Annotated in this window: 25 protein-coding genes; all 25 read right to left on the bottom strand. The window is 68.7% G+C overall.

Going from position 1 to position 12,848, the window contains the following annotated elements; genetic code table 11:
* Positions 1 to 7 precede the first annotated feature (7 nt).
* Complete coding sequence (locus KCQ71_RS13990; RefSeq protein ID WP_223406899.1) at positions 8 to 1,852, bottom strand: hypothetical protein; 1,845 nt, start codon at positions 1,850 to 1,852, stop codon at positions 8 to 10.
* A gap of 192 nt (positions 1,853 to 2,044) precedes the next feature.
* On the bottom strand, positions 2,045 to 3,076 hold the full coding sequence (locus KCQ71_RS13985) for a hypothetical protein (protein WP_223406897.1): 1,032 nt from the start codon (positions 3,074 to 3,076) through the stop codon (positions 2,045 to 2,047).
* Positions 3,073 to 3,396 carry a hypothetical protein gene (locus KCQ71_RS13980; RefSeq protein WP_223406895.1) on the bottom strand — a complete coding sequence of 108 codons (324 nt, stop codon included), beginning with the start codon at positions 3,394 to 3,396 and terminating at the stop codon, positions 3,073 to 3,075. The genes KCQ71_RS13985 and KCQ71_RS13980 overlap by 4 nt, the downstream gene beginning before the upstream one ends.
* Positions 3,397 to 3,502: 106 nt before the next feature.
* Positions 3,503 to 3,712, bottom strand: a complete 210-nt coding sequence (locus tag KCQ71_RS13975) for a hypothetical protein (protein ID WP_223406893.1) — start codon at positions 3,710 to 3,712, stop codon at positions 3,503 to 3,505.
* On the bottom strand, positions 3,709 to 4,170 hold the full coding sequence (locus tag KCQ71_RS13970) for a hypothetical protein (protein WP_223406891.1): 462 nt from the start codon (positions 4,168 to 4,170) through the stop codon (positions 3,709 to 3,711). Before KCQ71_RS13970 ends, KCQ71_RS13975 begins: the two co-directional genes overlap by 4 nt.
* Complete coding sequence (locus KCQ71_RS13965; RefSeq protein WP_223406889.1) at positions 4,167 to 4,562, bottom strand: hypothetical protein; 396 nt, start codon at positions 4,560 to 4,562, stop codon at positions 4,167 to 4,169. Before KCQ71_RS13965 ends, KCQ71_RS13970 begins: the two co-directional genes overlap by 4 nt.
* Positions 4,562 to 5,086: a hypothetical protein gene (locus tag KCQ71_RS13960; RefSeq protein WP_223406887.1), complete on the bottom strand. Its 525-nt coding sequence runs from the start codon at positions 5,084 to 5,086 to the stop codon at positions 4,562 to 4,564. The genes KCQ71_RS13965 and KCQ71_RS13960 overlap by 1 nt, the downstream gene beginning before the upstream one ends.
* Positions 5,083 to 5,469 carry an HNH endonuclease gene (locus KCQ71_RS13955; protein ID WP_223406885.1) on the bottom strand — a complete coding sequence of 129 codons (387 nt, stop codon included), beginning with the start codon at positions 5,467 to 5,469 and terminating at the stop codon, positions 5,083 to 5,085. The genes KCQ71_RS13960 and KCQ71_RS13955 overlap by 4 nt, the downstream gene beginning before the upstream one ends.
* Positions 5,469 to 6,320, bottom strand: coding sequence for a DNA adenine methylase (locus KCQ71_RS13950; RefSeq protein WP_223406883.1), 852 nt, complete (start codon positions 6,318 to 6,320; stop codon positions 5,469 to 5,471). The genes KCQ71_RS13955 and KCQ71_RS13950 overlap by 1 nt, the downstream gene beginning before the upstream one ends.
* Positions 6,321 to 6,515 (bottom strand): hypothetical protein, encoded by a 195-nt coding sequence (locus KCQ71_RS13945; protein ID WP_223406881.1) that lies wholly within the window; start codon positions 6,513 to 6,515, stop codon positions 6,321 to 6,323.
* Positions 6,512 to 6,730, bottom strand: a complete 219-nt coding sequence (locus KCQ71_RS13940; RefSeq protein WP_223406879.1) for a hypothetical protein — start codon at positions 6,728 to 6,730, stop codon at positions 6,512 to 6,514. The genes KCQ71_RS13945 and KCQ71_RS13940 overlap by 4 nt, the downstream gene beginning before the upstream one ends.
* The gene (locus KCQ71_RS13935) at positions 6,727 to 7,011 is read right to left on the bottom strand and encodes a WhiB family transcriptional regulator (protein WP_223406877.1); all 285 of its coding nucleotides are present in this window, start codon (positions 7,009 to 7,011) and stop codon (positions 6,727 to 6,729) included. The genes KCQ71_RS13940 and KCQ71_RS13935 overlap by 4 nt, the downstream gene beginning before the upstream one ends.
* Positions 7,012 to 7,129: 118 nt before the next feature.
* Positions 7,130 to 7,861 (bottom strand): hypothetical protein, encoded by a 732-nt coding sequence (locus KCQ71_RS13930; protein WP_223406875.1) that lies wholly within the window; start codon positions 7,859 to 7,861, stop codon positions 7,130 to 7,132.
* Positions 7,858 to 7,992 (bottom strand): hypothetical protein, encoded by a 135-nt coding sequence (locus KCQ71_RS27330; protein ID WP_283248694.1) that lies wholly within the window; start codon positions 7,990 to 7,992, stop codon positions 7,858 to 7,860. The genes KCQ71_RS13930 and KCQ71_RS27330 overlap by 4 nt, the downstream gene beginning before the upstream one ends.
* Positions 7,989 to 8,252 (bottom strand): DNA -binding domain-containing protein, encoded by a 264-nt coding sequence (locus KCQ71_RS13925; RefSeq protein WP_223406873.1) that lies wholly within the window; start codon positions 8,250 to 8,252, stop codon positions 7,989 to 7,991. Before KCQ71_RS13925 ends, KCQ71_RS27330 begins: the two co-directional genes overlap by 4 nt.
* Positions 8,253 to 8,412: 160 nt before the next feature.
* Positions 8,413 to 8,763: a hypothetical protein gene (locus tag KCQ71_RS13920; RefSeq protein WP_223406871.1), complete on the bottom strand. Its 351-nt coding sequence runs from the start codon at positions 8,761 to 8,763 to the stop codon at positions 8,413 to 8,415.
* A 52-nt stretch (positions 8,764 to 8,815) separates the two neighbouring features.
* Positions 8,816 to 9,229: a hypothetical protein gene (locus KCQ71_RS13915; RefSeq protein ID WP_223406869.1), complete on the bottom strand. Its 414-nt coding sequence runs from the start codon at positions 9,227 to 9,229 to the stop codon at positions 8,816 to 8,818.
* Positions 9,229 to 9,372, bottom strand: a complete 144-nt coding sequence (locus KCQ71_RS13910) for a hypothetical protein (RefSeq protein WP_223406867.1) — start codon at positions 9,370 to 9,372, stop codon at positions 9,229 to 9,231. Before KCQ71_RS13910 ends, KCQ71_RS13915 begins: the two co-directional genes overlap by 1 nt.
* The gene (locus tag KCQ71_RS13905) at positions 9,372 to 9,965 is read right to left on the bottom strand and encodes a hypothetical protein (protein WP_223406865.1); all 594 of its coding nucleotides are present in this window, start codon (positions 9,963 to 9,965) and stop codon (positions 9,372 to 9,374) included. The genes KCQ71_RS13910 and KCQ71_RS13905 overlap by 1 nt, the downstream gene beginning before the upstream one ends.
* Position 9,966: 1 nt before the next feature.
* The gene (locus KCQ71_RS13900; RefSeq protein WP_223406863.1) at positions 9,967 to 10,818 is read right to left on the bottom strand and encodes a YqaJ viral recombinase family protein; all 852 of its coding nucleotides are present in this window, start codon (positions 10,816 to 10,818) and stop codon (positions 9,967 to 9,969) included.
* 193 nt (positions 10,819 to 11,011) lie between these two features.
* Positions 11,012 to 11,149, bottom strand: coding sequence for a hypothetical protein (locus KCQ71_RS13895; RefSeq protein WP_223406861.1), 138 nt, complete (start codon positions 11,147 to 11,149; stop codon positions 11,012 to 11,014).
* Positions 11,146 to 11,385, bottom strand: coding sequence for a hypothetical protein (locus tag KCQ71_RS13890; RefSeq protein WP_223406859.1), 240 nt, complete (start codon positions 11,383 to 11,385; stop codon positions 11,146 to 11,148). Before KCQ71_RS13890 ends, KCQ71_RS13895 begins: the two co-directional genes overlap by 4 nt.
* Positions 11,382 to 11,543, bottom strand: coding sequence for a hypothetical protein (locus KCQ71_RS13885; protein ID WP_223406857.1), 162 nt, complete (start codon positions 11,541 to 11,543; stop codon positions 11,382 to 11,384). Before KCQ71_RS13885 ends, KCQ71_RS13890 begins: the two co-directional genes overlap by 4 nt.
* Positions 11,540 to 12,043 (bottom strand): hypothetical protein, encoded by a 504-nt coding sequence (locus tag KCQ71_RS13880; protein ID WP_223406855.1) that lies wholly within the window; start codon positions 12,041 to 12,043, stop codon positions 11,540 to 11,542. The genes KCQ71_RS13885 and KCQ71_RS13880 overlap by 4 nt, the downstream gene beginning before the upstream one ends.
* The gene (locus KCQ71_RS13875; RefSeq protein WP_223406853.1) at positions 12,040 to 12,819 is read right to left on the bottom strand and encodes a BRO family protein; all 780 of its coding nucleotides are present in this window, start codon (positions 12,817 to 12,819) and stop codon (positions 12,040 to 12,042) included. Before KCQ71_RS13875 ends, KCQ71_RS13880 begins: the two co-directional genes overlap by 4 nt.
* Positions 12,820 to 12,848: the final 29 nt, after the last annotated feature.

The raw sequence follows: 12,848 nt of genomic DNA, 5'->3' as shown, positions 1-12,848 counted from the left end.
GCCTCCCTCACAGAATCGAATCCATCACGTTGTAGGTGCCGACCTCGAGCGCCGCCGTCACAGCCCAGACAGCGGCCTTCACGGCGTCAGCACGGCCCTTGGAGACCACGCGGGGACCGTCCACGCCCTCAGCCACCCGGAGCGCCAGAACCTGCTCTGTGAGCACGCCTGAGCGGGCATGCACGAACCGGTGCTCCTTGAGTGCCGCAGCGAGCTCGGCGACGTTCGCGCGGACCCCGCCAGTCGCCTTCTCGGGCTCGATGCCCTGCGACTCCCAGGCGGCATGCTCGGCGAGCGATGCGCCCGCCCGGATGGTGTCGGAGCCGTAGGACGCGGCCGTCTCGACGGCGGTCGGCATGTCGGGGCAGTCGACCACGGCCACGATCACCGGGCCATCCGCCTGCACCCACGCCCGCGCGACCGACACGCCCTCGTCGAACCACGACTCCATCGCCACCGCATCGGGCACGCGCTCCGGGATGGTGCCGATGATGCGGCCCCACGCCTCCGAGTCGACCACGGGCCGGCCAACCTGCCTCGGCTCCTTGACCCGCCAGATGTTCAGGTACTGCGCCTCGAACCCCTTCATCGGGTCCGGGTCGTCGAACTCAGGATCGTCCTGGCCGGACGCCGCCTTCGCGTACTTCGCCGCGATGTACTGCGCGCGATCCTCGGACCAGTACGGCGATGCGGCCCGCCACACGGCAGGGTCCGACGGGTCCGAGCCCATCGGAGCGCCCCACAGCAGCAGCAGCGTCCCTGGGTCCGCCAGCGACATGGCCGCCACCAGCTTCGACCGCATCAGCGACGTGGCCCGACGGTGCGCGGTCGACGTCAGGACCAGTTGCGGAGACTGCCGCTCGAGCGTCGCCGGCTCCAAGCCCTCAGAGACCGTGTCCGGCTTGACGTTCCACACCTCATCGACCATGCCCAGGCACACGTCGTAGCCGTAGACGGCATCCTGAGCCCGGACCAGCCACCGGTCACCCGCGGGCGTCTCGATCGCTTCCTTGCCGTTGCCGCGAGTCACCACCCACTGCACCGACTCCGACCAGCGCCACGCCTGCCGCTGGATCTCACGGCAGATCGCCATGTCCGAACCGGTGTGGATGATGGTCTGAACCTCGCCGAACAGCACCTCACCGAACTGCAAGCGCCAGAGCGCCTGGCCCTTCATGCCGATCGACTTACCCGACCGGCGCGGCGCGCTCTCGTCCTTCTCGCGGAAGCACAGGGAGAGGTCTGCTCGGTGCTCCAGCTGGCGGGTGACCGACAGTCGCTGCCACCAGCGGAGAGTGATCTTCTGCGTCTGCTCGATCCACGCGATCCCAGTCCCGCCGGCCGGTGCGTGAGTGCACCCGTCCCACGCGTAGGAACACACCGCATCGTCAGGAACCGGCGACATCATCAGAGGAGCGCTGGCATCCTCCGGCACGTCCGCGAGATCGGCCAACCATGGGTAAAACCGCAGGTCAGAGGGGGTCCAGGCTAGGCGGGGGTCCACGGGAGAGGGTTCGGCCGGCTCGGAGAGAGAGGAAATTTGCAGAGCGGGGTCAGGCGCATGGTCGCTACCAAAAATTGTGGCCCCCCGTCGCGCGTTGCCCTTGGCCGCACCTGCTCCGAGGTTGCATGCCTTGTGACTCGGCCAACGGTCTTGGTCGATCGGAACCCACGCTCGCGGTCCGTCGTCCATGTGGTCGAGCTGCCACGCCTTGCCGGGTCCGATGGGCTCGGCGCACCGGTAGCACTGAGGTCGTGCCGCTGCCTGGATCTGCTCGTCCCACCATGCCCGCAGCTTTTGGTGCTGCGAGCCGTACATGCGGTTGTGCATCGAGGTGGTGCGGGCGGCCACGTATCACCACCACCCGTTCGGCTTGGGCTGGGTTGGACCCGACGCAGGCAGGGCTCGCCACGCTTCACCCGAGGTACTAGACCGTGGGTCCGCTGCGGCAACGTCGGGGGAACGGGAGAAGGCCTCCGATCCGTGATGGATTCGGAGGCCTTCTGGGTCGCCAACTACAGGCTGGCGTTTCAATTCCCGATGCTAGCAGACGGTGCTTCCCGTGAGTTGCATAGCGCTCGCGGGTCGACCACGGCGTGTCTCGCTGACCCGTCGCATCGCCAGCGCGTCGAGATCCCCGAGCCGGTAGAGCTTCACCTTCTGGTCGGTCTCACCGCGCGAGCACACCGCCTCCACGATCTCGGGCGCCTCGGGTATCGGTCCGAGGTAGCCCGCGTCCTCGTAGGCAGTCCATCGGTCGTCCCACGCGTCGCACTCGGCAACGGTGCGGGCGTGCTCGTCACGGCTGCGCTTGATCCACGTGCGCCACGTCCCGGCGGGCACGTCGGGGAAGATCGTCCGTGCGTCGGCCAGGGTGACGAGCCGATCCGGGTCGTCGGTCGGCAGTGCGAAGATCGTGTGCCGCTGGGCGAATCGCCAGTGCGCGTGATCGCCCCACGTGGTGCCGCAGCCCGTGCAGCGGTGGACGTCGGACAGCCCCGTCTTGAGTGGGTTCCAGTCATGGTCGGCCCAGTCCTGCACGACCTTGCCGCCGCAGTGGATGCACGGCGCCGGCTGAGGCTGCGGTGCGATCTGGGCGACACGGCGAGCCGCTCCACGCTGGGCACGGATCGACTTGCGGTAGGCCTCCCACCGTGACGCATCGGGGTTGTGCGCGGCCCAGAGCAGATGGCCGGCGAGGTACTCCAGTGCTCCGAGGTTCTGGGCATCGCCACTCGCCTCGGTCCAGAGCGCCACCCATCCGAACAGGGTCGAGTCGATGCTGTCCTCCGGGTCGGTCACCCTGGCCGCCTTGGACCCCGCGACGCGCATGGCGTCCATCCGTGCGGACGAGTACGGGCTGCGTCCGGGCGATGGCAGGTAGAGCCCGATCGCGTGCTCAATGTCGGCGAGTACCTGGCGCTCGCGGGCGTGGCACGGGTCGCACAGCAGGAGCGCACCACCCGTCGCCCGGCCGCAGGTGCCGCAGGTCGCGCAGGTCTCGCCGCAGTCGGTGCACACCCACTCGCCCGTCGGGCCTTGGGTCCACCAGTGCTGGTGCCGTGGCTCGCTCACGCTGGCTCCTCTGGTCGGTCGGCGTCGTCAGGCATGTGGGCGAGTTGCTCGGCGGTGAGCCTGCTCACGTAGGGCACGCTCACGTTGTCGAACACGCACCTGCCGTTGTAGGCGAACATCTCCCCGCACGCGCAGCGCTCCCAGCGGCGCACGATGCGCGAGCAAGCCACGCACCACCCGGCCGCGGGGTTCGGGGCGGGCTTCGCGGGCTCCTTCCTGGCCTTGATGCGGTCGGTGGCGAAGATGACGACGCAGGTGATCCAGATCGCGTTGAGTACGACGATCTGGACGATCACGGGGATCAGTTCGGCCGTGGTCATGACGGGTCCTCCTGGTCGGCATGTGCGGACTGCTCGTGGCCTCGCGCGATGGACGGCACCACGTGATACTCCTGGCACGCCTCGCACCAGTACGGGTCGGTCTCGGTCATCGCTTCTCCTCAAGGTCGGACCCGAACCCGGCAGCACGCGGGAACGGGTTACGGGCGTTGGTGCGTGGTGCCGCACCGTGCCCAACGGATGCGGTCAGCCCGCCCGTCGGATGCGTGCCCACGGTCGGGTCGGCAGGCTTGGGCTTCGGGGTGCGGTCGACGTCGAGGTCGAGAGTCCAGCCACGTGCCCGGATGAGGATCCTCATGACGCACCACCGAGGCATAGGTCGATCTGGGCGTCTGGCATCCCGCGGTGGACCAGCAGGTCGCGCAGGATGGTGTTCTGTGCAGCGAATGGCACGTCCTGATCCGTGAGCACCAACCGCACCCGGTACTCCCCTCGTGGCGACTTCCCGACCTCGCGTCGGAACTCGGTGGCGATGACGTGCTTGCTGTCGTCGTCCTCCCAGATCCCGGCGTCGGTGAGTCCGTCGAGCATGGCCTTGACGGTGGGCCATGCGTTCGGCGGGTCAGCCTTCGCCGCGGTGGGGTACTGGATGAACGCGCACACGTGGACCTGCTCGAACGTGCGGCCGATCGTGCGTGCGGCTCGTGCGGCTGCTGCCCGGATGATCTTGGTGCGTCCCGCGACCTGCATGCGGTGGATGCGCTGGTTCGACGAGAGCCACCATGGGGCGGGGATGGCGAGGGTCAAGGTGGTCATCGGTCTCCTTCTGCGGCTGCGGTCTTAGCGTCGGTGTAGTCCTCGGGCAGCGGTGCCGGCAGTCGAACTCCGGTGAGCGCGTCGGTCCTGCAGCCGGGGCAGTTGTGTGCGGGGTAGTGCTCGTGGCCGTACTGGTCGCAGCGGGCGCGTCCGGGGCCGATGACAGGTGACGTGGTCCCAAGGGTCGGCCACCACGGGCCGGACTCGCCGAGGCGGGCAGGCGTGGACGTCGCCGGGTCGGTGGCGATGTGGGCGATGGCCTTGGCGAGGTCCTGGTAGCCGCGGGCGACGTGCTCCCGGGCGAGGTAGGTGACGAGGGACCGGATGGGCCAGTCGGGGCGCAGGGCGTTGGCCATGTGCGCGAGGCGGTCGATCTCGATTTTCGATGCCATCAGTCCAAGTCCAATCCGGTCTCGTCTTGCGCGATACGTAAGTGACGATTTGGACTTGGTTGCCCGGATCCACCTACGGAAAGAACCCCATCTATGGGTCGGGTCGGGACGGGACGGGACGGGACGGCGGGACTCCCCGAGGGAGTCTCGCGAGTGTCCCCGGGGGACTCCCCTGGGGACGTCTCGTACTGTCCCGAGGGGCCGCGGCGCTGCCGCTGCTTCTTCTCGCGCCACTCGCGGCGCTTCGTCTCGACCTCTTCGCGGGACGGCTGGCGGCCCTCTTCGGCCCACTGGTGGAACCGGTAGCCGTCCTCGTCGTCGTCGACCCAGAGCCCGGTGCGAACCAGTGCGTTCGCCTGGGCGCGGTTGCCGAGCGCGGGGATCATGTGGGCGGGGACATGCCCGTCCGTGAGCTGCTGTGCGGACCACGAGCCGGCGCGGACCCAGAGGCCCATGGCTGCGTTCCCGGCGGAGATGACCTTGGCGTGGAATGCGAGAGTGTCGTCCACCTTGAACCACGTCATGGTCGGCCACCTCGCTTCGCGTGACAGGGCTGGCACAGCGTGCGGAGGTTGTCGGGCTCGTCGCTGCCGCCATCGATGTACCGAACGATGTGGTCGAGCTCGAGCGATCGCGTGGCGCCGCAGTTGACGCACGCATGGCCGTCGCGGGCGAGGACGGCCGCCCTTGTTCGCTTCGGGATATCGCGGGTCCTGCGGCACTCGCCGCGGTCGGTGATGAGGTAGAGGAGCTTCCCGTTCTCGTCCCGCGCCTGCCCCATGCGGCCCTGACGTAGGAACTCGGCACGTTGGAGGCCGTAGTCCCGCGCCATGCGAGCTCGGTAGACGTCCAGCGGCACCGACCCGTCGAACGGCGGATATGGCTTGAGAGTGAAGTCGCGGGCCATCAGGCGGTCCCTTCCAGATCGAACATCTGCTGGTGGCCGAGCGGCACGTTGGACCACAGGCGCTCGGTGCGCGCACCGCCGGAGGATCGGCCGTGGTTGCCCTGCCCGGTCCACGCGGAGATGTCGGTGACGTGCCAGTCGGCGTAGAGGTCGTCGTAGAGCGGCGATGGGTAGCCGGACAGCACGACTGCCGCCGCGGCGGCATGGAGCGCGGCGGCGAGTTCGCGGTGCTCGTCCTCACCCTTCATCTCGTGGACGTAGGCGTTGGTGGCGTGGCGTCCGCCGCGGGTCTCGCCGAGGTAGGGCGGATCCACGTAGAGCAAGGTGTCCGGACTGCCGCCGTATGCCTCGATGATCTCGATCGCGGGGCGGCATTCCAGCGACACCCGGTGCAACCGCTCCGCAGCTGGCGCGAGGCGGTCCACGTAGCCATCGAGATACCCGGGCATCCCCATGGACGTCCCGGCAGGGTTCAGATAGAACCTCCACCCGGTGCGCATGAGTTGCCCACCTCGGCCTTGGGTGAGGGAGACCCAAACTCGGCGGGCCCGCTCGATGTCGTCGAGTCCGGTGCGATCGCGTGACACCTGGTGCTCGGCGCGAGAGTGGGGGGTCAGCGCACATGCGCGCTCAAGGTCGGCCGGACGGTCACGCAGGACCCGCCAGAACGTCATGATGTCCTGGTCTAGGTCGTTGATCGTTTCGAGCTTCGACGGCGGTTTGGCCATGAGGATGGACAGCCCGCCCGCGTAGGGCTCCACATAGTGCTCGTGCGCCGGGAGCAGGTCTACGAGACGCTGAGCGATCCGCTGCTTGCCGCCGAAGTATGGGGCGGGGGGCGCTAGTGCCACCTACGTCACCTCCCCGTGTCGCACATGCCGGTCCTGCTGCCCCGCAAGGACGTCTTCGAGGTCGGCCCGGTTCTGCCGGGCGGCGATCTGCCATGCGGGGTCTGGTTCGCCGATCATGCGCCGCGCCGTCTGGAGGGTGTCGTGCACCCACCATGCGCGGAGCATCGCCGTGCGTTGGGCTGGTCGTGCGCTCACCGTGGCCCCCTTCCTGGTCGTGGTCGCATGTCGATGTCGTCGCGGCGTCGGAGCCTCCTGGCCTCGATGTCGAGGGTCGTGGTGGTGTTGTCGACGAGGACCCGGTACCGCTCGATGAACGGGTTGTTGTGGCAGCGGGCGACGATGCGTCCGGTGAGCCCGTTCGGCTGGATGGTGACGCGGACGTTGTCGGGGAAGGTGTCGTAGTTGTTCACGCTGCCGTCTTCTTTCCGGTCCTGGTTCGGGCGTTGGCCGTGATGCCACCCCAGATGCCGAACCGTTCGCCCTGCCCGGCTTCCCGGCACTGCTCCATGACGGGGCAGGTGCGGCAGATGGCCACGGCCGCGTCGATGCCTCCTTCGCCTCGTTCGGGAAACCAGAGGTCGCCGGCGATCTCGGCGCAGACGGCGTCCCGCATCCACGCGCGAGGGTTGTCGCGAGCGTCGTCGCGGTCGGGGGCGTCGGGGCTCATCGCGCACCCTTCCGTCGTGCCCATGCGCGCATGTTGGAGACGTGCGTGCTGAGCCGCATGTTGGTTGGGAACTGTTCGCCACAGAGGCAGATGACGTTGCCTCGGACGCTCTGCCATCCGAGGCCGTGGCGATCGTCGGGGCTCATGGTCGCCCACCCGCCGAAGACTCCCGCTCGGGCGATCCGTGGTCCGGGGCGACGTGCGCCACGGTCAGCGGCCCGAGGATGGCGGCGACGCTGTGTGAGGGCTGGTCGTGCGAGTTGAGCACCTGAACGGTGCAGGACCAGCCGCGACCGATGGCGCCCTTCTGCCATGCGTCACCGTCTCGGTCCAGCACTACGCTCCCCACGGGCAGCGCGTCGAGTTCGGCAGCTGTCGTGACCGTGCGGGCCGTCAGCCGTTCGACCTCTGCTTCGGCGTCGGCAGCGAGTTCTGGTGCGTCGTGGTGGCTCCACGAGACCAGGGGCGGCGGATCTCCCCTGAGCGCGTTGACGACGCCCGTGAGGAGGTCGCCCTGCCGCTGGATGAGGGCGTGCATTCCGTCGACCTCGGCAATGGCGACTTCACGCTCGCAGATCGGGCAGGGCGTGACTGGCAGCGGCCCGTCGTGCTCACCGCGCTCGTGGTCCCAGACTGCGCGCTCCTGGACGGATGCCCACATTCGCCGCTCGTGCTCGCCGACTTTGTGCGTCCACCACTCCACGTCCGCCACCAGCCTCGGCAGGGCGTCCTCAGCCAGGGCGAGGAGAGTGGACCCGGTGACCATGGAGACGGCCCCGTACCCGTTCGCAGCCTTGTGCACAACGGTCGCCGCACGGTCCGCCAACCTCAGCCACTCGGCCCGTTCCTGCGCGCTGGTGGGCTCGTGGGTCATCGGGTCGCCTCACGCGCGACGAGCCGGTCAGCGACCCATCCCCACGCAGCCGCTCGCCCGTGGTGCCCGAGCGCACGGTGGTCGTACCAGCGGCAGTAGGCGTGGTGCCAGATGCGCTCGCGGGTGCTCATCGGGTCACCGCCTCACATGCGATGCCATCGCTGATCCACGCTTCGACGTCCTGACGCACCTCTGCGGCGGTCCAGTTGTCGATCGACTCGTTCTCGCCAGCAGCCTCGGCGTACTCGCGCAACGCCTTCTCGGCCACCTCGGCGTCGTGCGCGGCCAGCCAACGGTCGAACTCGGCGCGCGACTGGCGCATGTGCTTCCTGGGCTGGGCGATCGCATACGACTCGCGCACGTCGTCCGCGTTCGGCACGTACTCGCTCATCTCGTTCTCCTGTCTCTCATCGCCGCCACATCCCGTGCGAGCGCGTCCATCAGCTCGCCTCGTTCGGTGTCGGTGGGTGGTCGGTGTGCTGCTGTGTTCAAGGGGGGCGTGGGGGAGTTTTCATCGACGCCGAATGAGGGTCCCCAGTCCTCGCGGCGGGTCATGGGGTGGACTTTGGGTAGACCCGGTCCGCCCACTGGAGGCGGAACCCGTCGCGCCGGAGGTTCCACAGCAGGTCGCCGGTGCGAAGCACGACGTCGTTCCAGTCGACTTCACCCAGCCAGGCGTATGCCTCGTCACCCGTCTCGAAGTCCTCGCTACGTTCGTCGACGTTCCAGAGGTCGTCCTGCAGGTGTCGGCACTGGGCGCACGTCTTGGTCGTCTGCCACGTGCCGTCGTAGAGGCCGTCCCACCGGTGGTACTTCTCGCCGGGGCGGATCGTCCGGCCGCACTGCTGGCACTGGTGGTCAGTGCGGGCGATGGGTGTCGTGTCGTGCGATGGCGCGCCCATCACCCCTCCCCCCTCGCGGCCTGACCCATGGTGCGGACGTAGGGAGGGCGCTTCACTTCGTCACCCCCGCCCGCTCGGCAGCGTCGCGGATCTGTGCGACGACCTCGGTCAGTGCGCCGTCATCGAGACATGCCCACTCCGCCACGAGCGCCATCACGTCCTCGGTGAACGCCTTGTAGCGGGCGAGGTCGTCGGTCGGCGGGTAGCGGAGGGTGCCGTCACTCCGGACCTCGGGCGCGACCTCACGTTGGGCGAGGACTTCCAGCGGCAACCGGAGCGACTCGGACGACTTGTACGGGTACACCTCGTCCTCCTGGTGCCACGAGTGCGCCCACGAGTTGCCACGGTCGTCCTCGGTCACGATCCAGGGCCGCCAGCCGTTCTCCACGACGATGAGCCAGTGGCCCTGCTCGAACGCCTCCTGCTGGGCTTCCATCCACTGCTCGGGGGTGGTGACGGTCGCCATCAGAACCCGCCCCCCATGAACACTCGCCCGAACGCCCACACGCCGACACTGAGAGCAGCCAGGAGGAACAGGCACAGGACCGCCACGTACACGCGGTCACGGACACGCATGGGGATGCGGTGGTGGATCAGGTGGGTGCGCATCAGGAGGCCTCCGGGTGTAGGGCTGCGAACTCGGCGTCGGTGAGTTCGTCCGCGTCGGTCACGTTGGCCGGCGTCTTGAGCTCGGATGCGCGCGCCTGGATCTGCGCGCGGCGTTCGTCACCGGAGACCTGCCACCACGCGCGGAGTTCGGCGTGGTCGGTGGATGCGGCGACTTGGGCGGCGGTGGGTTCGGGGACGGGCGCGGCGAGGGGTTCGACGTGCCAGTCCTTCCTCTTCCCCTGCCCGGATGCGCGGATGCTGAGGGTGCGCGCCTTGTCGATGTGCGACAGGTGACTGATGCGCACCCCGCCGACCTTGTTCGGGCCGAACATGACCTCGGGATCGCAGTAGAGGGTCACGGAGCGGCCGACCCACGCCTTGGCATCGGTGCCCCAGCATCCGGCGAGGACGTCGAGCATCCCCTTGCTTGGCCGCCAGACACGGTCGAAGTTGACCAGACGGATCTCGGCCACGGTCTTGCCCTCGCGCTTACCCAGCCGCGAACCGGTGTCGATGGTGAAGGTGCGCGGGTTGACCAGTTCAACCGCGTCCAGTTGGTCGCTCGTCGGTGCGAGCGCGTCGGTGATGTCCATGTCAGAACTCGATCTCGTCGGCGTCGGGGATGCGCTCCATCACCGGCAGCCCGTTGACGGCTGCTCGGTAGCGCTCGGTCAGTTCGTTGATGGCACCCTCAGCGGTGCGGGCAGCGAAGGTCAGAGCCTCTTGCCACTGCGGGATCGGCGTGACTCGCTTGCACCACAGCGCCATGCCGCCAGCGAAGGAGATGTAGTCGATCCACTGCCGCCCGGTGACCAGCAGCCCGGTCTGGAGCTGCGCCATGTACTGCGTCGGGATCGTGTCCTCGACGGCGGTCAGCAGGTGACCCTTGGCGCGGGGTGCCTTGATCTCGATCAGCCCGTCGTTGCCAACCAGCCCGTCGGGGGAGTAGCCGATCGTCAGCCCGCCTCCTAGGTCGCGGGTGACGAATCCGACCTCGACGACCGGCGCTCGGTGCTCGGAGTAGGCGTCGCGGGCGTAGGGCTCGGAGTCGATGCCGCGCCACATGTCCTTGGTGGTCGGTGTCTGCTCGACGTGACCGGTGATGCGTTCGGCGGCGAGGGTGGCGAGCCATGGTCGGGCCTCGGCCGCAGGGGTGACACTGAGGACAGGTGCCGCGGTCGCTGCTCCATCGCGTGCAGCCTTCGCACGGCCGGGGTGCATGGTCTTGATCGGCTTGCTGCTGTCGCGCAGCGAGACGCAATCGAATCCCTCGGCGGCCTGGCACTCGGGGCAGTCGTAGGAGTCCGGTCCCGGTGCTGCGGATGTGACCATCTGCCCGATGGCCGACGCGGTGAGCATGCCGCAGCGCAGGGTGTACCACTCGGGCGAACGCTGCTCCACATCGTGGTAGGTGGGTTCGTCCATGGCGAGTTCGATGGCGCTCACTTCGTCTCCTCCTTCGGCCCCGCGTGGTTGCCGTGCATGTCGTTGGCGACGCGGCACCGGTGGCACCTCCACCACGGGCACTTGCTATTGCCGCGGCAGTGGGGGTCACGGGTGTTGTTCGTCCATCCGCACGCGGCGCAGACTCGGGGCGACCAGGCGGGCGGCTGCGGCTTCGGGGTCGGGTCGGGGGAGGTCATGTCAGCACCACCGCGAGCGCGACCAGGGACCCGACGAACAGGACGAGGACGGCGAGGTCGAGGATGAAGCCGAGACCTTTGGAGGCCGGCGTGGCAGGGTCGCGCTCATCCAGGGGGCGGGGGTCGGTGCTCATCGGACGGCCGCCTTGTCCATGGCCTCGATGGAGCCGCCGAAGATCGCCAGCAGCAGGCGCTCCTCGGGATTCAGTGCCCGGTACCGCCGCATGTACTCGACCCGAGAGCGACGAGCAGCGGGTCCGACGTAGGCCTTGTAGTCCTCGCGGGCCTCGTCCTGCGCCTGACGGGTGACGTGGCGCCGGGAGTGCTGGCCGGCGGCGCGCGCTTCGGCGTGGGTGGCGTAGGTGCTCATCGTTCGTCCCTCTCCATGTCCGCCTCGTGCTCGGCGTTGTCGTAGTTGTCCTGTTCACGCAGCTGCGCGATGAACTCGGCGCGCTCGTGGGGTTCGATCTCCCCGTCCTCGATGGCGCGGTCAGCCTCGGCGGCGTAGAGGACGTCGGCGGTGGTCATGACGCGCGCCCTTCCATGTGCCCGGCCACGTCGCCATCGGTGGCGGCGAACGGCTCGGGACCGGTGCGCGGCGGGTAGGTGCAGATCACGCGACCGCCAGTCGCCACCGCGCCGGCGACGATGCCGTCAAGCCCACTGACTGACGACCAGCGCGCCTGCTGCCGCTCGGCCATGCGCTCGACCCGCTCGTGGTGCTCACGTGCGGCCTGCGCTGCCCGCTCGACGGTGCCCTTGTCGAGGCCAGCCATGTAGCCCTGGCCGTAGCCGGACATGCGGCCGATCTCGCGGGCTGCGGTGAGCGCGGGGAGGATGATGTCGTCGACGATGAGGATGGCCACGAGTTCGGCCATACGGACACCCTCGCTGCGGTAGCGCGCGGCCACCTGCTGGATCAGCGCGTCGCGGTCGTGCGTGGGGACGGGGCGGGGGTGCCACTGGGCGGCGGTGTCCCACTCGTCCCGGTCGAGTTCGGTCGGGGTGACGGCGTCGTCGTTGCTCATCGGGCCACCGTCAACCGGCGCTCGGTCGCGTCCAGCGGCTCGACGCCACCGAGGTGCGAGTGCAACCACCCAAGACCCTTGAGCGTCACGCGAGCCTGCGGGTCGCACGCGATGCGCTCACCGGTCCGGTGTGAGAGGCGCGTCTGCGGCTTCGCGGACATCCGGCCCGTGTTCACCTGCGCCTGGTACGGGATGCCCTGCCGGTCGATCCAGTGGATCTCCCGCAGCAACTTCGCCAACCGGTTCTGCCCGATCTCGATCTCCGGGTCACGCGAGAGGATCTGTGCCGCGTCCCGCATGGACCAGTCGCCACCGGTGTCAGCGACGAGCGCGTCCCACGAGTGCGCGGACGGCGTGAGTTCCGCGATCCGGGCGTCCTTCTGCTCGAGCGTCTTGGCCGCCTCGAGAAGCGCCGTGGCCATGAGCTCGGGACCGGTCAGTACCGGCGTGGCGTAGGAGCCGGTGCGGCGGATCGTGGGGAGCACCTCGTGAGTCACCCAGCGCTTGAACTCCTTCGCGCCCGGGACCATCGAGCCGAGGACTGCGACATACAGGCCGGCCTCGGTGATCACGGTCATCTGCTGGTCGGCGGAGGGGGTACGCACTGAGCGCGTACCCCTGTCGTCGTCGTCGAGTCGCCGGGTCATGTCCGACGCCATTCGGTAGCCGAGGATCGTGGCCACGTCGGCCGCGACGAACCACGGGTCCCCGTGTTCATCGGTGATCACTCGAACGGACTGGCCGTGGAACGCGTGCTGAACAAGGTCGGTGCTCATCTGCGATACTCCTTGTGGATAGATGAAGC

The sequence above is a fragment of the Occultella gossypii genome, from assembly GCF_019947135.1.
Lineage (GTDB): Bacteria > Actinomycetota > Actinomycetes > Actinomycetales > Beutenbergiaceae > Occultella > Occultella gossypii.
This window is presented reverse-complemented; position numbering and strand designations above follow the sequence as displayed.